General features: G+C 45.7%; 13 protein-coding genes. 8 read left to right on the top strand and 5 right to left on the bottom strand.

The features are described 5' to 3' along the window. Positions 1–14: 14 nt before the first annotated feature. The 6 genes from K5620_RS19375 (at position 15) to recD (ending at position 12,111) form a co-directional block, all read left to right on the top strand. Positions 15–428 (top strand): CBS domain-containing protein, encoded by a 414-nt coding sequence (locus K5620_RS19375; protein ID WP_016402301.1) that lies wholly within the window; start codon positions 15–17, stop codon positions 426–428. A gap of 81 nt (positions 429–509) precedes the next feature. Continuing rightward, the gene (locus K5620_RS19370) at positions 510–2,024 is read left to right on the top strand and encodes a YifB family Mg chelatase-like AAA ATPase (RefSeq protein WP_016402300.1); all 1,515 of its coding nucleotides are present in this window, start codon (positions 510–512) and stop codon (positions 2,022–2,024) included. Positions 2,025–2,486: 462 nt separating this feature from the next. Beyond that, complete coding sequence (locus K5620_RS19365; protein ID WP_016402299.1) at positions 2,487–2,882, top strand: hypothetical protein; 396 nt, start codon at positions 2,487–2,489, stop codon at positions 2,880–2,882. Positions 2,883–2,992: 110 nt separating this feature from the next. Further along, a complete protein-coding gene (gene recC / locus K5620_RS19360; protein ID WP_016402298.1) occupies positions 2,993–6,352 on the top strand; it encodes an exodeoxyribonuclease V subunit gamma in 3,360 nt (1,119 codons plus the stop codon). Further along, a complete protein-coding gene (recB, locus tag K5620_RS19355) occupies positions 6,345–10,061 on the top strand; it encodes an exodeoxyribonuclease V subunit beta (protein ID WP_016402297.1) in 3,717 nt (1,238 codons plus the stop codon). The genes recC and recB overlap by 8 nt, the downstream gene beginning before the upstream one ends. Beyond that, positions 10,051–12,111: an exodeoxyribonuclease V subunit alpha gene (gene recD, locus K5620_RS19350; RefSeq protein WP_040307301.1), complete on the top strand. Its 2,061-nt coding sequence runs from the start codon at positions 10,051–10,053 to the stop codon at positions 12,109–12,111. The genes recB and recD overlap by 11 nt, the downstream gene beginning before the upstream one ends. Positions 12,112–12,154: 43 nt before the next feature. Here the strand turns inward: recD and K5620_RS19345 are convergent, their stop codons facing one another. Then, positions 12,155–12,583 (bottom strand): helix-turn-helix domain-containing protein, encoded by a 429-nt coding sequence (locus tag K5620_RS19345; protein ID WP_016402295.1) that lies wholly within the window; start codon positions 12,581–12,583, stop codon positions 12,155–12,157. 98 nt (positions 12,584–12,681) lie between these two features. Between K5620_RS19345 and K5620_RS19340 the strand changes: the two genes are divergently transcribed. Further along, the gene (locus tag K5620_RS19340) at positions 12,682–13,119 is read left to right on the top strand and encodes a PACE efflux transporter (RefSeq protein WP_016402294.1); all 438 of its coding nucleotides are present in this window, start codon (positions 12,682–12,684) and stop codon (positions 13,117–13,119) included. Here the strand turns inward: K5620_RS19340 and K5620_RS19335 are convergent. Next, a complete protein-coding gene (locus tag K5620_RS19335; protein ID WP_016402293.1) occupies positions 13,116–13,646 on the bottom strand; it encodes an NUDIX hydrolase in 531 nt (176 codons plus the stop codon). The two genes, K5620_RS19340 and K5620_RS19335, sit on opposite strands and share 4 nt — an antisense overlap. A gap of 153 nt (positions 13,647–13,799) precedes the next feature. Between K5620_RS19335 and K5620_RS19330 the strand changes: the two genes are divergently transcribed. Continuing rightward, entirely contained in the window at positions 13,800–15,419 is a 1,620-nt protein-coding gene (locus tag K5620_RS19330; RefSeq protein WP_016402292.1) for an HD domain-containing phosphohydrolase, read from the top strand. A 31-nt stretch (positions 15,420–15,450) separates the two neighbouring features. Here K5620_RS19330 and K5620_RS19325 read toward each other — a convergent pair whose 3' ends face one another. The 3 genes from K5620_RS19325 to K5620_RS19315 form a co-directional block, all read right to left on the bottom strand. After that, the gene (locus K5620_RS19325; RefSeq protein WP_016402291.1) at positions 15,451–16,665 is read right to left on the bottom strand and encodes a M24 family metallopeptidase; all 1,215 of its coding nucleotides are present in this window, start codon (positions 16,663–16,665) and stop codon (positions 15,451–15,453) included. Between the two features lie 121 nt (positions 16,666–16,786). Next, positions 16,787–17,950 carry a GGDEF domain-containing protein gene (locus K5620_RS19320; protein ID WP_016402290.1) on the bottom strand — a complete coding sequence of 388 codons (1,164 nt, stop codon included), beginning with the start codon at positions 17,948–17,950 and terminating at the stop codon, positions 16,787–16,789. Positions 17,951–18,102: 152 nt separating this feature from the next. After that, positions 18,103–19,368, bottom strand: a complete 1,266-nt coding sequence (locus tag K5620_RS19315) for an esterase-like activity of phytase family protein (protein ID WP_016402289.1) — start codon at positions 19,366–19,368, stop codon at positions 18,103–18,105. Between the last annotated feature and the right edge of the window lie 162 nt (positions 19,369–19,530).

Here is a 19,530-nt window from a genome sequence, read left to right as displayed (position 1 = left end):
TTGAAGGAGGTCTTATGCAACAGCTTAATGTTAGACACTACATGCGTGCTCAATTCTTGAGTTTTACCGAAGAGCAAAGCATTAACGAGGCCAGCGAATTGCTGACTAATTCACACCAGCTTGGTGCCCCAGTGGTTGACGCTAAAGGCGCATTGATTGGTTGGTTATCGGAGCTAGACTGCGTAACTCAAATGCTACAAGCCGGTTACTATTGCGACCAAAGTGCTTTGGTTAAAGACATCATGCGCAGTGAAGTACTTAGTGTTGGCCCAGATGAGAATGTTCTCGACTTGGCAAAAACCATGACGGATAACAAACCAAAAAGTTATCCAGTACTAGAAAACGGCAAACTGATTGGTTTAATCGAGCGCAAAGCGGTATTAGCGGCGCTTCATCAGCAACAGCAGCAGTGCTTTAGCGTACAGTAATAAACCTATTTTCAGTCACTTAATAACAACTTTGGCAAAAGCCTACTAGTATGTAAGTTGTTATTAAGCGCTGGAGAGCAAATGGGTTTAGCGATAGTTAAAACGTGTACCTTAGTGGGCATGGAAGCCTTAAATGTGACTGTAGAAGTGCATTTAGCCAATGGTTTGCCCGCTTTTAGCATTGTAGGTTTACCAGAAACCTCGGTTAAAGAAGCTAAAGATAGAGTTCGTAGCGCCATTCTCAATAGTGGCTTTTCCTTTCCTGCAAAACGCATTACCGTAAATCTAGCTCCTGCAGATGTTCCTAAAAGTGGAGGTCGCTTTGATCTGCCAATTGCTATTGGTATTTTAGCTGCTGCTGGTGATGTTCCTCTAGCGTGTTTGAATGACATGGCGTTTTGCGGTGAGCTGGCTTTATCGGGAGCAATTCGTCCAGTAAACGGAGCAATTGCCACCGCCTTATCAATAAGCCAGCAGGGTTTAACCTTGGTGACTAGTGAGCAAGATGCCGACGCAGCGGTAAGAGTGCCAGAGGCAAAAGTACATGGCAGCGTCAGCTTGCAGCAGTTAAGTGCAGGTCTTAATGGCCAAAGTGCTTTCAACTTGAAGGACTCTCAAGTTATTGAGCCGCAGTTTAACGAAAGCCTCTTAGATATGAGCGAAGTGCAAGGTCAACATCTAGCAAAACGTGCTTTAGAACTAGCTGCCGCCGGCGCGCATAATCTGTTAATGATGGGCCCTCCAGGTACCGGAAAAACTATGTTGGCGAGTCGTTTACCGGGCATATTACCCAGCTTAACCGAGCAACAAGCCATAGAGGTGGCGGCAATTAACTCGGTAAGCGCTCAGCAACGAGAGCTAGAGCAATGGTACATTCCGCCTTTTCGTAGCCCGCATCATAGTGCCTCAATGGTCGCGCTGGTGGGCGGTGGTTCAAACCCTAAGCCCGGCGAAATAACCTTAGCCCATCATGGTGTGCTTTTTTTGGACGAACTTCCAGAGTTTGCTCGTAGTACTTTAGATGCTTTGCGCCAGCCGCTTGAGTCGGGAGAGGTGCATATTTCTCGTGCTGCTTTGCAGGTGCGCTTTCCTTCACGTTTCCAGTTAGTGGCGGCGATGAACCCTTCACCTTGTGGCTACTATCAAGGTCAGCAGCTACGCAGTAATCCCGACCAAATTTTAAAATATCTTGGTAAGCTATCGGGGCCATTTTTAGACCGCTTTGATTTAAGTGTTGAGGTAGCTGAATTACCCAAAGGCAGCTTAACTCAGCATGCTCAGGGGGAGTCTAGTGCCCAGATAAAACAGCGGGTGATTAACGCGCGCAAGCTGCAGTTGGAGCGCAGCGGTAAGTTAAATAGCCAACTCTCTGGTAAAGAGCTTCACCAGCATGCCAGTTTAAGCCTTGAAAATAGTGAATTTTTAGAAAGCAGTATTAGCCAATTAGGTTTATCTGCTCGCGCATTTCATCGTGTTTGGCGCTTGGCTAGAACCATTGCCGATCTAAAGCAGCAAAAAGATATTCAACGCAATGACATTGTGGAAGCACTAAGCTATCGGGCAATGGATCGCTTACTTAAGCGTTTGTCTGCCTAGTGTTTATATTTTGTCGAGTTTCCTCTTCCTCTATTGATTAATAAATCACTCACCTGATTACGAATTATCTCAGTGTTCGCGGGGCTTCGCTGGCATTTTGTCTTAGCGTAAACAATTAGCTACAACAAAATGGCTCAATAATTGTATAGCTGTTAGTGTTCAAATTATTGACACTTTATTAGAATAACTTGAAGATAACGTTTTCATAAGCTTATGTTTTTCAAGTATAATATAGGATATAAACACAGAGTTATAGATAGCGCTCACTAGGAAGGGCGCCGCTTAGCGCTTGATTAGAGCAATAAAAAAAACATAAAAATAAAGGCAGTGAGGTCAGAAACATGACTTTCACCGAAAAAATGTCAAACAGGCGTTTACAAGGGTGAAGCTGCTACTTAAAGTGCACGTGAATAAGCCGTATGCAAAGAGCTTATCGCGCTTCAAAAGAAGGAAGGAAATACTATGATGAAATGGATGGTGATTGGCATTTCTCTATTGTTTGGTACTGCAAATGCGCAGGATGTTAGAATTTGGCTACAGTCGGGTAGCGAATCGCAATGGATGCAAATGCAAGATTTACAGATCCAAAACTCCGATGGCAGTTTACAACAACGCATTGTTGCCTTAGATAGCAAAGGAAAACCGCTGTTTATGCCACTGAGTGAGTTGGCGTTTATTCAAGCTGATAACAAATATTATTATGTTTCAAATGAGTACGTAGCGGTTACTCATAGCGGTGCTAAATTTAAACTTCCTAGCGGTGATGAAGCCGACAATATGTTTGTTGCCCGCAACGGTTACGGCGGTTACACCAGTTTCGACTATTCAGCGCTGCGTCGCATTATCTTCTCTAAGTAGCTAGCTGTTCAGCTAACTGCTGCCATCCAGTGAAAATCGTTTAAGCAACACTTTTTTAAGCGTTTTTTTCTGGCACAATAAAGGCTGCTTCGTTCAAGGGAACAGCCTTCTTGTTATATCTTTACCAAAGTAATCATTTAGATACCTTACAAATTTTATTGAGTAAGGTGATGGCCTTGCAAGCGCCAGAAAACCCATTTACTCAACAGCAGATCTTGGTACAAAGCCCTGGCATGGCGCAGTGGTTAAAATTGCAGCTAGCCGAACAACAAGGCATTGTGGCAAATGTGGCGTTTCCGCTGCCTGCTAGCTTTATTTGGCAAATGTTTCACTTAGTTCTGCAAGATGTTCCCGAGCAAAGTCCCTTTAATAAAGAAGCCATGAGTTGGCGATTAATGCGCTTGTTGCCACAACGTTTGCAAGAGCCAGCATTTAACGCCTTGAAGCACTATCTGTTGGGTGAGCAAGAAAGTGAGGACATTGACAGTCGTAAGCTTTGGCAACTGGCACAAAAAATTGCAGATATTTACGACCAATACTTGGTGTATCGCAGCGAATGGACCAGTGCATGGGAAGCGGGTGATGACTTAAACGAGGTGAGCGAAAGCCAGCCTTGGCAACCGATATTGTGGCGTGACTTGGTTGACGACACGGTAAGCTCTATGGATTCCCCTTATCACCGGGGCAACTTATATATCGACTTTGTTGAACAGTTGCGAGTGGCCAGTGCCGCGCCTGAAGGTTTGCCCGAGCAGGTGTTTATTTTTGGTATATCAGCCTTGCCGCCAGCCTATGTTGAAGCCTTAGACGCCTTAGCATTACATTGTGAAATTCATCTATTCCTTACCAATCCTTCAGAGCAATACTGGGGCGATGTTCGAGACGTTAGCACCCTGCTAAAACAACAACCCGATATCAGCCAAGTAGGAAATCCCTTATTGGCGTCTATGGGCAAGCTAGGTCGTGATTACATTGAATTATTGCACCCGCTAAATAAGCAAGAAACCGACATTTTTGCCAGTAATGTAAATGAGCAGCAGGCTCCAAGTTTATTGGCAATGGTTCAAGACGATATCTTAAAGCTGCAAGACCCCATTGATTATCAGAAGTTTGACAACAGTTTGCACAAGCGCCAGATTGAGCCTGATGATTGCAGTGTGCAATTGCATCTTTGCCATAGCCCTCGCCGAGAGCTAGAAATATTGCACGATCAACTCCTGGCGATGTTTGAGCAAAACCCAGAACTAAACCCCCGCGATATTATTGTAATGGTGCCCGATGTAAATCGTTATGGGCCAATGATTCAGGCAGTGTTTGGCAGCACCAGAGCTGAAACGCGCTTGCCTTTTGCTATTTCAGATCGCAGTGCCACTCAAGAAAATCCAGTTTTGTTAAGCTTTTTGGAGCTGTTGGCGCTACCACAAAAACGTAAGTCTGCAGCAGAGCTCTTAGCGTTATTGGAAGTACCGGCGATTATGCGTCGTTTTGAATTGGCAGAAGACGAACTTAAGTCGCTGCGCCAATGGGTGAGAGAAGCAGGGGTGCGTTGGGGGCTAGATGGCAGTGACCGCAGCCGCTGGCAGGCCCCAGAAGATGAAACTCACTCTTGGCTATTTGGCCTTAAGAGGATGCTGTTGGGTTATGCGATGCCCAGTGATGCGGGTTTACATCAAGGGGTGCTAGCCTATGATGAGGTGCAAGGGAAAATTGCCTTAGCAGTGGGCAAGTTAGCCGACTTTATAGACCAACTAATGTTGCTAGAGCAACAGTTGTTGAGTGCGGTTAACGCCGAGCAATGGCGACTGCGTTTGCAAGATCTTCTCAGCAATATTTACAGCTTTGATAGTGATGACGAAACCGAGCAATTACGCCTGCATAAGCTATTTGAAACCCTCGTAGAGCAATGTAGCAGTAGCGGTTTTATGGAGCTTATCAGCCCTGAACTTATTTTGGATTATTGTCGCAATCAGCTAAATGCCCAGCGTGGTAGTCAACGCTTTTTGGCGGGGCAAATTAACTTTTGTACCTTACTGCCAATGCGCGCCATACCATTTAAGGTGGTGTGTTTATTGGGCATGAATGACAGTGAGTATCCGCGCTCGGTGCCTAGCATGGGCTTTGACTTAATGGCACAAAACCCCGCCAAACGTGGCGACCGTAGCCGCCGAGATGACGACCGCTATTTGTTCTTAGAAGCATTGCTGGCCGCCCAAGATACTTTATATGTCTCTTATATTGCCCATAGTGCCAAAGATAACAGTGAACAAACGCCGTCGGTGTTGGTGGCTGAGCTATGTGATTACATTGGCCAAAGCTGCGTGCTACAAGGTGATGAACAACTAAATGTGGATCAATCAGCCAAGCGTTTATTAACGCACCTTAGTTGTGAGCATCCCTTGCAACCCTTCTCGAGTGAGTATTATCAAAGCCAAAGCCAAAGCGATAAGTTTAGTTATGCGCAGCGTTGGCTGCCGGCTGTAGCAGCCCAGCAACAAAGCAAAGCGCCCGAGCCGATAGAAGAAGCGCTGATCAATGAAGGTTACATAGCAGATATTGAAATGGACGAGTTGCTTGCCTTTAGTCGCTCGCCCATCGCTTATTTTTATCAGCGGCGCTTAAAAGTGAGTTTTCCGCGCTTAAGTGAGCAATTAGAAGAAACCGAACCCTTTTTAGTAGAAGGGTTAGCGGGTTTCTCTATGAAGCAATATTTACTCGAACAGCAACTAAACAACGCAGATAAAAAGCAGCAGTTTGCGCTATTGCATGCTGCTGGTAGCTTGCCACATGGTGGTTTTGGAGAGGTATCGTTTGAGCAGCAATGGCAAGATCTTGAACCCTTGGCTGATGCCCTATATCCCTTGCTCGCGGGAGGGCTAGTTAAGCGCCAGCAATTAGCGCTAGATCTAGAGTATTCGCTTGAGGATGGTTTGCAGCAGTGTCGTTTGTCGGCTTGGTTAAAGCACCAATATGGGCAAGGTTTAGTGAGTTATCGACCGGGCAGTATTCGGGGTAAAGATTTGCTTGCTGCTTGGCTGTGGCACTTAGTGTTTCACGCCAGTTTGCCAGAGCAAGCGCTTAGCTCTTATGTGCTTGGTCGTAAAGGGGCTTGGCAGCTTTCGCCATTAAGTGCCGAACAAGCAAAAGAGTATTTAGCGCTTTGGCTAAGCCACTTACAACAAGGTTTACACCAGCCGATATTGCTACCTATCGAAAGCGCTTGGCAGTGGATAAGCCAATGTAAAGACAAGAAAACCGGCAGTATTGAATACAGCGAGGCCAATCTAGATAAAGCAAGGCGCGCGGCACGCAATCAGTTTAACGGAGGGCCGTTTGCTCAGGCAGAAGGCGCAGATCCGTATATTCAAGCTCAGCTAAATGATTTAGAAGCCATTTGGCCGCAGTTCGAAGCCAGTGCTCAAGCATTGCTTGGCCCTTTGTTAGCTCATCTAGAGGAGTTTGCTGGTGCCTAATCTAAACCAAGCTACTCAGCAGAGCAGCACGACCAATAATAACTTAGATGTTTTCACCTTTCCCTTAAATGGCTCTAGGCTTATTGAAGCCAGTGCCGGTACGGGTAAAACCTACACCATTGGTGCTTTGGTGCTGCGTTTGTTGCTGGGGCATTATCGTCAACCAGAGCAAGCTTTTAGCCAAGCTGGAGAGCGCGTAGCGCTCACTATTGAGCAGATATTGGTGGTTACCTTTACCGAAGCGGCTACGCAGGAGCTGCGAGGGCGAATTCGCGAGAAAATTCATCAAGCACGGATTGCTTTTTTGCGAGGCCAAAGCGATGACTTCATTATTAGTCAGCTGCTAGATGAGGTTAACGACCACCCGCAGGCGGCGCAACGTTTGTTGCTGGCCGAGCAGAACATGGACCAGGCGGCGGTGTTTACCATTCATGGTTTTTGCCAACGCATGTTGAAGCAACATGCTTTCGAATCGGGCTTGCCCTTTGAGATGGAGTTTCTTACCAATGAAATTCATCTTCGTTTGCAAGCGGTGCAAGACTGTTGGCGTCAGCGCTTTTATCCCTTATCGGTGCCTTTAGTGGGGCGAATAGTGCAATGCTGGGCCAGCCCTTATGACTTACATCAAGAGCTGGGCGGCTTGCTAAATCAAAGCCATTTTGAGCTACAAGGTGTGCCTCAAGAGCAAGATTTAGAACGCTTTTTTGCGCAACAAATTAATCGCATTGATATCTTTAAACAGCTCTGGAAACCGGCTGTGGCAGAAATTGCCGAACTTATTGCAACTGCGCCATTAAATGGCAATAAGTTTCGTAAAGCTTCGGTTGAAAAATGGTTGGGCTTAATTAACCAATTTGCAGACGCCGCGACCGATAGTGACTTTTTAAGCAAACCATTGCGGGAGGCTTTGGCTAAGTTCACGCCAGAGAATTTAGCCAATGGCGTAAAAGCTAAAGGCACGCCTCCACAACACCCGGCGTTTAACGCGATAGAAACCTTGTTTGCAGAAGAACAAAACATCAAAAATTTGCTGTTAGCCCAGTTGTTGCCTCAAATACGTCAGCGTTTTAGTGAACTCAAGCAACAACAGCAGTTGTTAAGTTTTGATGATTTATTGGCGGGTTTGGCCAAGGCGCTAAATACCCCTCAGGGAGAGGCTCTAGCCAAGCAAATCGCCGAGCTTTACCCGGTTGCGATGATTGATGAGTTCCAAGATACCGACCCTCAGCAATATCAGATTTTTTCTCAGCTGTATATTGATAGGCCCGATACCGCATTAATGCTAATTGGTGATCCTAAGCAGGCGATTTATGGCTTTCGTGGCGCCGACATTTTCACTTATATGCAAGCGCGCAACAAGGTTACCGCGCGTTACAATCTGCCAACCAATTGGCGTTCCACTGGCGCGATGGTGACCGCATGCAATAAGTTGTTTGAGTGCCATTCGCGGCCATTTATTTTTGACGATGCCATTGAGTTCATCCCAGTGAATGCGGCTAAAGCAGAGCTGAGTGGTTTAGTTATAAACGGCGAGCCACAGGCAGCCATGCAGTTTTTGTATCAGCAAAACGCAGAATTTGTGCGCGGCGAAGATTATCTTGTTGGCCAAGCCTTACAGTGTGCACAGCAAATACAAGCTTTGTTAGAAGCCGGACAACAAGGGCGTGCAACTCTGGGCGATAGCGGTAAAACAGTGCAAGCGGGCGATATCGCGGTGTTAGTGCGCACTCGCCGTGAAGGCGAAAAAGTGGCCGCAGCATTGGCTAAACAAAACATTGCCAGTGTCAGCTTATCTAACCGCGATAGTGTGTTTGAAAGCCCCGAAGCCTATCAATTTTATTTGCAGTTATTAGCCTGCCAAGAACCGCATAATGACCGAAAACTGCGCGCAGCTTTAGCCTGTAAAATCTTAGGTTTAGGTTTAAGCGAGTTGGACCAGCTAAATACCGACGAGCGTAGCTGGCAACGCTATTCCCAAGAGTACAGCGAGTACCAACAGCTTTGGTATAAACAAGGCGTACTAGCAATGTTTTATTCTTGGATGAGCCAACGTGGCATTAGCGAACGCTGGATCAGCCAAAACGATAATTATGGTGAGCGCTTACTTACCAACTTGATGCATTTAGCTGAGCTACTGCAAAACCAGAGCGCCGAGTTAGATGGTGAAGCTGCGTTAATGCGCTGGTTTGCCGAACAACTACTCGAGCCCGATGGCAATGCCGACGACCAACAACTGCGCTTAGAAAGTGATGCGAACTTGGTGCAAATTGTCACTATTCACAAAAGTAAGGGCTTGGAATATCCGATTGTGATGTTGCCGTTTATTTTGGGTTATCGCGAAGCGAGCGAAGCGCTTTATCACGAAGGCGAGCGCTTTATTCTCGATTTAAATGGCAGTGAGCAAGCTATGGAGGCTGCCAGCCAAGAGCGTTTGGCCGAAGATTTGCGCTTGCTTTATGTAGCGGTGACTCGAGCGGTGTATTGCTGTTATTTAGGTGTGGCAGATTTGAAAAAAGGTAACGCGAAAAAAGGTGATACCGACGTGCATCAAAGCGCCCTAGGCTACTTGTTGCAACAAAATCAGCCACAACCTGCTGGCGCACTTAGCGCTATTTTGGACAATTTGGCTCAGCTTCCCTGCATGAGTTGGCAAACGGTGAGTGAGCAAACACTAGCGCCATATAGCCCACTAAACCAAGAGCAGCAAACTTTTGCTGCTAAGCAATTTACTACCCAGCTTAATCGAAACTGGTGGCTAACCAGTTATTCTGCGCTTAGTCGCCAGCAAGGTCATGGCGCTGGCTTTGATGCAAGTAGTGATATGGCATGGCTAGATGAAGCTGAAGGTTTAAGTGCTGAGCCAAGCCAAGTTGAACAGCCGCAAACGCTGACTATTTTTGATTTTCCTCGTGGCGCAGAGGCGGGTACTTTTTTGCACTTATTGTTTGAAGAAGTAGATTTTCAAGCCGATTTAGCGAGTATTCAACTGGCTATTGCGCCCTTACTGCAAGCCTCTAGTTATAATCAGTTGGACGCCCAAGGCGAGTTGTTATGGTTAGCACCACTGGCTGATATGTTCCAACAAGTGTGTGCTACGCCTTTGGATGATGCAGGGAGCACTGCTGCTTACAGTTTAAGCCAACTAAGCCCAGCACAACGCTTGGTCGAAATGGAGTTTTTCTTGCCAATTACAGACCTACAAGCCAATCAAGTTAATCAGCTAATTCAATATTTCGACCCATTAAGTCGCCAAGCTAAACCTTTGGATTTTGCCAGTGTGCAAGGCATGTTAAAGGGCTTTATCGATTTAGTGTATCAACATGATGGTCGTTATTACGTATTGGACTACAAGTCGAATTACCTAGGTGCAGAAGTAAGTGAGTACCAACAACAGGCAATGATGGATGCTATGGTTGAGCATCGCTACGATTTCCAATATCAGCTGTACAGTTTGGCTTTACACCGTTGGTTGGGGCAACGAATACCTGACTACGACTATGAGCAGCACTTTGGCGGGGTTTATTACTTATTTTTGCGTGGAATGGCCGGCGAGTTAGCTAGCCAAGTCGGTCAAAGTGAGCAGCGTAATGGCGTGTATTTTAGCCGACCAGATCCGCAATTTATTGAGTACCTTGATCAGCTATTTGCCGGGCAAGATCTTAATCAAACATTAGTGCAGCTAAATCATGTGGAGGCGAATGATGACTAGTTTACTCGCCAATGATACTAGCCTTCTAAACATTACTGGTTGGCTCCAACAGTTAAAACAGCAGGGACAAATCAGCGCCTTAGATTTTCACTTTGCTAAGTCGTTTGCAAGCAGCGAACAGGCAGATGTTTTGATGGTGGCAGCCGCGCTGGTAAGTAATGAATTACAAGCCGGCCATGTTTGTATCGATATGCCTAGCCTAGCCAAGCGTTGTGAACAATTGGGCGCTTGCCCACTTGCAGGCGCGCTTGAGCCTGAATTTTGGCAAGTGCAGCTTGGGTCTTCAGCGGCAGTAATGCAAGCTGAGTTATCCAGAGATGCTAAGCCATTGGTAATGCAGTATGGGCGCTTATATTTGTATCGATATTGGAACTATGAGCAGCAAATTGCCGATTACTTTGGTGAACACTCACTTACCCGTGATTACCCCTTAGCTCAAATACAACAGCAAGTGGAGCAATTGTTTAGCCCTAATTGGCAAATGCTATTACAGGCTAAAGCCGCTTATTCTGCGCAACAGATGGCTTTATATGCCCAGCAATATTTGGATGTAAATGACGCGAACTTGCTTAATAATGCAGAGTTCTTAAGCAAACTCGCTGGCATTGCACAAGTATCAGAACTGCAAAGCTTAGTCGCTAAAATTGCTAATGCTAGCAAGATAAATTGGCAGAAGCTGGCAGCCTTGCAAGCTTGTTATCAGCCTCGGCTAGTGATTAGTGGCGGGCCGGGCACTGGCAAAACCACCACCGTGACGCGCTTGCTCGCCTTATTACAAGATTTACAACTGAGTGCAGGAAAAGCGGCGTTAAACATTCAGTTGGTTGCACCAACCGGTAAAGCTGCCGCGCGCTTGAGTGAATCTATTATCGGCGCAAAACAGCAGCTTAATGCGAGCGAGCAAACTATCGCGACTATCCCTGAACAAGCTTCAACTATTCACCGCCTATTAGGTGTTATACCTGGGCGGGCGGAGTTTCGTCATCATGCCGACAATCCTTTAGCTTTAGACTTATTGGTGGTGGATGAAGCGTCGATGATTGATATGCCACTAATGGTGAAGCTACTAGCGGCCATGCCAAAACAGGCGCGAATTATATTGTTGGGTGATAAGGACCAACTGGCCTCGGTAGAGGCGGGGGCAGTACTGGGGGATTTATGTGCCTTTATTGAGCAGGGTTACAGCCAAACTTTGCTAGATAATTTGCAAGCCAGTAGCGGTTTTAACTTAAGTGCTTGGCAAGCTAAGCAGCCTTTACCTATAGCGGATAAGCTGTGTTTATTGCGTAAAAGCTATCGCTTTGATGCTCATTCTGGTATCGGTTTGTTGGCAGCTGCGGTAAACCAAGGCCAAGTTAAACAAACCATGGCGTTGCTGGAATCACGTCGCGAAGACTTACCCTATCAAACGCTCAATCAAGACAGTTATAAAGATTTGCTAGAGCAAAGTGCTAAGGCTTATCAGCCCTATTTAGAAGCGTTGCGCCAAGCTTTGCCGATGGAACAGGTATTTGCCAAGTTTCATCAGTTTCAGCTTTTAGTTGCACTTCGTAATGGTGATTTGGGTGTGACAGGGCTTAATCAACGCATTGAGAAGCGGCTGAACCAGCAAGGTTTTATTACGCTGCCAAAACATGCCGATAGCGTGTGGTATGCCGGTAGGCCAGTGATGATTGAGCAGAACGACCACGAGCAGCAACTATACAACGGCGATATTGGTATTTGTGCGCAAGATGAAAGTGGCCAGCTAATGGTGGCTTTTGAATCCGCCAATGGTTTGCGCTGGCTATTGCCTAGTCGCTTGCCTGCTCACCAAAGTGTTTACGCCATGACGGTACATAAAAGCCAAGGTAGCGAATTTAAACAGGTGTGTATGTTGCTGCCGCCAGCTACCCAAGCGTTGGTAAATCGAGAGTTGTTGTATACCGCAATCACCCGCGCAAAAAGTACCTTTAGCTTATATGCCGATGCTGAGAGCATCAGTGCTGCATGTCGGAATAAAACCCAGCGGCGCTCGGGCTTGGTAGAGCGCTTGGCTGTTGGTGAGTAAATCTGATACTTAGCGCTCCAATTCTTAAATATTTCACAATTGGCTAGTTTTTACGTTGTTGAATGTATTCCTTAAACAGCTTATGCACGCCGTGTAAAAACTCTATATCGTCGCGCCGCGCACCCAGCATATCGTCAACAAAGCGCAGGCTGCTGGCTGGAATTGGTGGCCCTTTCACTAAATCACGCTCATGTTGAGATAGCGGCAATAAGTACACCACACTCAGATCTAACGCTTTGGCAATTTTAAACAATTCAATCTGGCTAAAGTTAGCGTTGCCGTCTTTATCTAGCTTGTTGTAAAGGGCGCTTTTTGAAATGCCGCTTAGCTTGGCTAGTTGGTTACGGTTAAGTTTGCAATAGGCTAGTAATGACTCGATGCGGTCGATTTGCATAAAGCGATACTCGCGCTCGTTTATATCTTTAAATTCAAAACTGCCAGTGGCGATGCTGTCTAAATCAGAGTTGTCCATAACTTTTCCCTGTTTGCGGAAAATACGATGCATTCTGTTCCAGTATAGGGAATCGTATACCGATAAAATAGCCTTATTGAATCGAACTGGAGAAAAGCATGAGACAAACATCCGATAGAATTCGCCATGCCGTAGGTTTTGAGTTAGTTGGCCTATTGGGAGCTATGCCTTTGCTGGCTGTGCTATTTGGGGTAGACCCAATGCATTCTGGCGCGATGGGTTTGTTTTTTTCCGTTATCGCTACAGCGTGGAACTATTTTTACAATCGCTGGTTTGATAATTTTTTATTTAAACGCCAAGGGCATAGCGATAAAAGCCAAAAGCAGCGCATATTTCATGCCTTTGGTTTTGAGTTAGGTTTGTTAGTTATCACTATTCCAGTAATGGCTTGGTGGCTAAATGTTAGTTTGCTAGATGCGCTGATTATGGACGCAGCCATGATCATCTATTACTTGTTTTTTGCATACTTTTATAACCTGGCGTATGACAAGTTATTTCCAATTAACAAAGCCAGTAAACTGCTTACCAGCGTTTAGTCGAGTAAACCCGCAAGCTTAGCGCGGCTATAACAAGCAATGGTTTTGGCATCGTTGATGGTTCCATTAACGATGCCTTTTTCAAACTCTGCACTGCTCATTTCAAATACTTCAATAAACTCATCTTCGTCGCATTGACCTGCTTGATGCGAAAGCTGCTTGGCTAAAAACAAATACTGTATCTCGTCACAAAAGCCCGGCGCCGGATATAGTTTACCTAGGCTGTGCCATTGCTCGGCGACGAGATTAACTTCTTCCTGTAGCTCGCGTTTAGCACAGGCTAGTATTCCATCCTCGTTTTGTTCATCGGCCTCTATGGTGCCAGCAGGGAGTTCCACCAACCAGTCTTGAATGGCAGTGCGATACTGGCGCTCCATAATAATATTGCCCGCATCATTAATCGCTAGCACTACCACTGCACCAGGGTGGCGAAGTGTGGTGATGGTTTTTTGCTGTTGATTAGGCAGACGTTGTTGCTCGCGAGTTACCTCAAAACAATGCCATTTTAGTAGGCTTTGCTGTTGCATAGCGGGATCCTTTTAGCGCCAAAAAACTTAGCTTACTGCAGCGGCAATTAATTGTATTTGTAAAAAAACTGAAAAATTAAATATAAATTTATCAATTGCTGGTGGTTTGTATAAAAATTAACCATAGTTTAAAGAGTTGTAGGAGGGAATATTATGTCTCGCTTAAGTCTTTATCTTATTGCCAGTGCCTTATTTATTGGGGTCGTTATGGGCTTAACCAGCATGAGCTTGCTGAGCCAACATAACGCTGCGGTGAATCAGCTTTCCAGCAGTGTCGCTAAGCGCGCTGCCGCCGTTGCTGCCTTAATTAAGCATACCGAAACGCAACACCGCCAAGAGCTAGAATACTTTGCCGAACTTTCGATGGTGCTCAAAGCGTTAGATAGTGGCAACTATGAGGTTGTCGCGGAGTTGCTTAGTAAGCTAATGCAAAGTAAACCAACCGTGGTGCAAACGCGTTTGTTTAATCCCGAAGGGCAAGAGGTATTCAAGCTGGTGAATCGCGCAGGTGTGCCAGTGCGTTTAAGCAATATAGAGCTGCAGGACAAATCTCAGCGCTACTATTTTAAGCAATTAAGTAGCACTGCTATTGGCAATAGCTACTTGTCTCCGGTGGATTTAAACGTTGATTATGGGGTGATTGAGCGGCCTTATCGACCGGTGATGCGCATTGCGCAAAAGATAAGGCATTTAGATAGCGGCCAATATCTAGGTAGTTTGATGTTTAATTACGATGTGAAACAAGAGCTTAGACAGTTAGCTAGCTTGTTACCCGAGCAGCTAAGGTTTTACATTGTAGATGAGCGGCAACAGTTTTTGGCCCACCCAAATTCGGCGAGTTTATATTGTGCAGAGTTGAGTTGTGACGATCTTTTCATTGAATCTCAAGTTCAGCGCTTGGCCCACCAGCGGGTTTATTTCGACGATAGTTTAGCCGCAGAAATAAACCTAGATAGCCCCGTTCAGCCGGTAATGATGGGCGCACAACTTATTGTGGCTTACCAACATAATTATTTACCACATTTAACCCAGCCTATCTCTAATTTTGGCGTGTTAACAAGGAGCTACCAATGGTGGGTCGCTTTGCTTGTGGCGAGCTTGGTGTGCTTGGTTGGATGCTATTCCTACCAACATTTGCAAAACCGGATAGAAGAACGCCTGCAAAAAGCCAAAATGCATAAGGTGCTAGAAGGGGTAACCGAAATGTTAGAGCGCTTGCATGAGAATGACGACGCGGTAACCGGTAGCCATGTGCAACGGGTGGCCGATTATTCTCGGCTTATGGCGGAGCATGTTGGTTTAGATAAGCAGCTGGTTGAGGATATTCATCAATTTGCCTCTTTGCATGACATTGGCAAAATCTCTACTCCCGACGCGATTCTTGGCAAACCGGGCAAGCTTGATGCGCAAGAGTGGGAAGTGATGAAGCAACACGTGGACAATGGCTATCAACTATTAAGAGAATTTGAGTTAAGCCCAGTAGCTGAAAACATTGTACGTGGTCACCATGAGCGCTGGGATGGGCAAGGCTACCCGCAAAATATTGCCGGTGAAGAGATTCCGATTGAGGCAAGAATCGTTAGTTTAGTGGATTGTTTTGATGCCTTAATGTCGGAGCGGCCCTATAAACCGGCTTTTTCCTTTGAGAAGTCGAAGGAGATTATTAACGACTTGAGCGGGAAAGCTTTTGATCCCTACCTAGTCAAAATGTTTAATTTTTTGGAAGCTGATTTTCGTAACAGCCACCCTAGCCCGAAAACTAAAAGTGGCTAAGGTAAGCTGCTTGGTTTATTGGTAGCGCTATTTAAGCTGTTTGGTAGCCAAAAGGGTCATCAATGCTTGGGCTTGGTTGGGTGAACCAAACCGGCCCTGACTCGCCGATATAAAAATGATCTTCTAAGCGAACGCCAAAGTGTTCGGGTATCACCAACATTGGCTCGTTACTAAACACCATGCCAGGGGCTAACAGGGTTTCATCGCCTGCTACTAAATAAGGCCCTTCGTGAATATCTAGGCCACAACCGTGCCCTGTGCGATGCGGTAAGCCAGGTAAAGCATATTCTGGCCCATAGCCATCTGCTTCTAGCGATTGGCGAGCTGCAGCATCTACACTGGCGCAGCTAGCACCTAGTTGCGCCGCATTAAAAGCGGCCTGTTGCGCTTTATGTTCGCTTTGCCAAGCTTTACGTTGTTGTTCAGTGGCTTCACCGTAAGCGTAGCTGCGGGTTATGTCAGAGTTATAACCGTGCAATAGGCAGCCGGTATCAATGAGTACCCAATCGTTTTCTTGCAAGATTTGCGGCTCTTTTACGCCATGTGGAAATGAGCTTGCTAAGCCAAATAACACAATACAAAAAGACGATCCGCTAGCGCCTACCTTTTGGTGGGCTTGGTGGATAAACTCGGTCACTTCGCTAGTACTAATACCAGGGCGCAAAATTTTAGCCGCAGCTTTTTGTACCGCCAAGGTCATGCCTTTGGCTTGTTGCAATAAGGCAATTTCGGCGGCTGATTTTATGGCGCGGCAAGCTTGAGTGACTACATCACCATTTACAAAGTTTAAATTAGGGTTCGCTTTAATCAGGCCGTCTACTAAAAAGAACGCCGCACTAGGGTCGACTGCAATGGTGCCGCTTAGTTTTAAATCTAAACATAGTTTTGAAAATAACAGATAAGGGCTTTGGTGTTCATGCCAGCCATGGAAGGGGGCATCAATAAGCATGAAGTCGTTTAAAGAGTCTTGCTCAAAACACGGAGCAATATAGCGTAATTGACCATCGGCGGTTAATAGCGCTCCTACCATACGCTCGCTGGCACCCCACTTTAATCCAGTGAAATAATACAAGTTAGTACCGGCGTTTAAGTAAATAGCGCTTATGCCTTGTTGCTGCATTAACTCACATGCTCGTTGCTGGCGCTGTTGGTACTCGGCCTTACTAATTCCACTTGTGTCGCTACACATATTGCTTAATGTAGCCAACTGTTCGCTGGCTGAGCTGCCACCTACCCCTATGGTCATTATTTTTCCTTGTTGCATGATTAGCTAAGATAGTCGCGCTATCTAGGTTTTGCTAAAGAGTATGGCGAAATGCTTAGCGGGTAAAGTGGAATTGGTAAGCCAAAGTAGTGAAATATTTCAACTAACTGCTGGTGCTTTCATTTAGAGCGTACACCTTGACCTTGTTTCCGCCCTGGCGTTTGGCTTGGTACATTGCTTCATCGGCTTGTTTAATAAGTTTTGATAAATCTTGAGTTTTTAAGTTTGACGCTACGCCAAAGCTGGCACTCATGTAGAGCTTACCCTTGCTGGTTTTTAGCGCTTGCTGATTGAGTTGAATGCGGATCCGATTTGCTAGTGCATTAGCTTGCTGCGCGTTAGCTCCGTTCAGCGCTATTACAAACTCCTCGCCACCAAAACGGCCAAATAAATCGCCTACACGCAGGTTGTCTAGGGCTATCTCTGAAAAATGCATTAAGGCTAAGTCACCGTTGTCGTGGCCGTAGTCATCGTTAATGCTTTTAAAACGGTCTAAATCGATAAACACAACGCTAATTTCACCACCAGAAAACTGCGCGCGTTTGGTCATTTTTTCTAGTTGTTTTAAAAAGTAGCTGCGGCGCATAGCACCGGTGATATCGTAATTGGCGAGCTGTTCTAATTGAATGATTTGCCGCCAATGCAGTAAAAAGTAGAACACGTAAGTTTGCAGTGCGTTTCCGGCGAATATGGCTAACGAGAGCAAGGTAGGCACGCCAAGCAATAAACCCTGGTTTTGCGGCGTATGTTGCATGGTGATGTAAACCCTGAGCAGTAAACAAGTACCAAAGAATAAGTACAAGCCAATGACCAGCCACAAGGCATGATTGTGTTGCTGTCGCCAATAGCGAAAATACAGATAGGCGCAGTAGAAACAGCATAGTGCAAGGGTGCTGGAGAATAAGGTAATACGAGATTGGCTAGAAGGCTCAATCGAGATGAAATAAAACATCAGTGCGCAATACAATAACAGCGCTATCGACAGAAAGTTGCGGTTAAAGCGCTGTTTTAAGTAATGGTGATGACCCGCAACGATAAGCAGAAATGAGCCAGCAAATAAGGTATTTTGTAACAACAACTCCGTGGCCGAGGGCTGCCTGGAAAGCAGCACAACCAGCAAGGCACACACTTGAGTGTAGGAGGCCATAATCCAACAATCTAGCGCGGTTTTTTGCCCATGAAATACCCGAATAAGGGTGAGCACCACTGCCGACACCACGGTGACTAAAGTGGTTAAAATAAAATAGGTGAGTCCATCAACAACCATTAACGAGCGATTCCTTTCTGCTACACCCATAGTGTAGATGGCTGTTTTATTTATACAAATTGAATGTTCTGTAGAAGGTGCTGTTCGGCTAAAAAACCAGCATTAAACATAAGGAACCCAGAGCACTATAAAAATACTCTGGGTGCTTTGGCCTATCGGCCTTTTAATAGATATAAGGTATTGCGATCGATAGTTTGATTAGCCGGTAGGATCTTTTGGATAACATGCTCGCCTTTAGCCGCTACGGCAAAATCATCATCATTAAGCACCGCTAGCTGATTGTCGGCGCGCAGCCACAAACCTTCCAGTTTGTCGTGAGGGTAGGGGCTGGGCAAATCTACCAATAGATCATTCACCAAGGCTTTTGTTACTGGCTTAATCCCTTGTTGTGCGAGTTCTTGCCAGCTCATTTGCTCGAGGGTTTTCCCTGCAAAGGTTAATCCCAGATCGGCGTCTACGTCGCCACTTACATCGGTGGCTTGGCTTAAATCAATTTGATAAATACGTTTGTATTTCGCCTGCTTTTTGCCACTAGCACCAGCAAAACCGCCGTCACGTTCTATGACCAAAAACTGTTGCTGGTTTAAGGCGACAATTTCTGAGTTAGAAAGGTTATTTGCTTCTTGCTGGTAAAGGTATTGCTTAGTTTTACCACTAGCGATATCAAAGCTTACGATGCGAGTAAGGTTTTTGTTGTTGATAGCTTTTTTACTTGGGTTGTAAAGTGTCGACTGCATAATGCCAAACAATACTTTCTCGTCTGGGCTAATTGCCAAGCCTTCCATTCCGCGATTAGCACGACGATTCGCCAATACCGCTGGTAGCTTTCTGCCTCCAGTTCCGGTGCCAAAGGGATTAATACGCTCCAGTTCTACACCAGTGGCACTGTAATGAACAATATGCGGACCGTATTCATCACTCACCCAAAAGCTGCCATCTTTTAAGGCAACTAAGCCTTCGCTATCTAAACCAAAAGGATCAGCTTCTAGTACCGACTTGTCGTTAGCGTAGGCTACTTCACCGGTATCGCCCATGCCTTTGGGGTTTGGTAAGCCAGAAATTAGTTTGCCATTTGGGTCCTTCAACAAAATTTCTTTTACTTGGTTTACCTCACCATTGGTAAAACTAAATAAACCAATGCGTGGTGTGTACTCCGGTGTTGGAAAGATCTTGCCTTTGCCTTCTGGCCCTTGGTATTTGGCATTGGGGCCCCGATCGGTAAGGGCGTAAAAGTGATCGGCCAAATGCGGATGGGCGGTCATGGCAGAACCGTATCCACCATTGCGGATTTCGGTGCCATTTTCCATGCTTGTTAACACTTGATAGGGCAAAGCTGCTGAAGATGCTTCATCTTTAGCTAATATTTGCGGGCTAGTTAACAAGAGTAGAGAGAGGGGGAGAATCAGCCGTGGGCTCATGTTTGCTTCCTTGCTATGATGTTTTATAAAAAAATAATACAAACATCAGGTTAATCTTTTATTACGCATTTTTTTGCACGAACAATGAGCTAAAAAGCCAAAATTAATAATGGCTTACAGTTTTTTGATGTGCGGAACATCGCACAATAACGACTAAAAAAG

Source organism: Agarivorans albus, from assembly GCF_019670105.1.
GTDB lineage: Bacteria > Pseudomonadota > Gammaproteobacteria > Enterobacterales > Celerinatantimonadaceae > Agarivorans > Agarivorans albus.
The sequence above is the reverse complement of the archived record's forward strand: the minus strand, read 5'-3'. Positions and strand labels throughout refer to the sequence as shown.

Bases quoted from the DNA above. Each gene is read 5' to 3' on its own strand.
- K5620_RS19375 (WP_016402301.1), top strand. From the start codon at position 15: ATGCAACAGCTTAATGTTAGACACTACATGCGTGCTCAATTCTTGAGT.
- K5620_RS19370 (WP_016402300.1), top strand. From the start codon at position 510: ATGGGTTTAGCGATAGTTAAAACGTGTACCTTAGTGGGCATGGAAGCC.
- K5620_RS19365 (WP_016402299.1), top strand. From the start codon at position 2,487: ATGATGAAATGGATGGTGATTGGCATTTCTCTATTGTTTGGTACTGCA.
- recD (WP_040307301.1), top strand. From the start codon at position 10,051: ATGATGACTAGTTTACTCGCCAATGATACTAGCCTTCTAAACATTACT.
- K5620_RS19345 (WP_016402295.1), bottom strand. From the start codon at position 12,583: ATGGACAACTCTGATTTAGACAGCATCGCCACTGGCAGTTTTGAATTT.
- K5620_RS19340 (WP_016402294.1), top strand. From the start codon at position 12,682: ATGAGACAAACATCCGATAGAATTCGCCATGCCGTAGGTTTTGAGTTA.
- K5620_RS19335 (WP_016402293.1), bottom strand. From the start codon at position 13,646: ATGCAACAGCAAAGCCTACTAAAATGGCATTGTTTTGAGGTAACTCGC.
- K5620_RS19330 (WP_016402292.1), top strand. From the start codon at position 13,800: ATGTCTCGCTTAAGTCTTTATCTTATTGCCAGTGCCTTATTTATTGGG.
- K5620_RS19325 (WP_016402291.1), bottom strand. From the start codon at position 16,665: ATGACCATAGGGGTAGGTGGCAGCTCAGCCAGCGAACAGTTGGCTACA.
- K5620_RS19320 (WP_016402290.1), bottom strand. From the start codon at position 17,950: ATGGTTGTTGATGGACTCACCTATTTTATTTTAACCACTTTAGTCACC.
- K5620_RS19315 (WP_016402289.1), bottom strand. From the start codon at position 19,368: ATGAGCCCACGGCTGATTCTCCCCCTCTCTCTACTCTTGTTAACTAGC.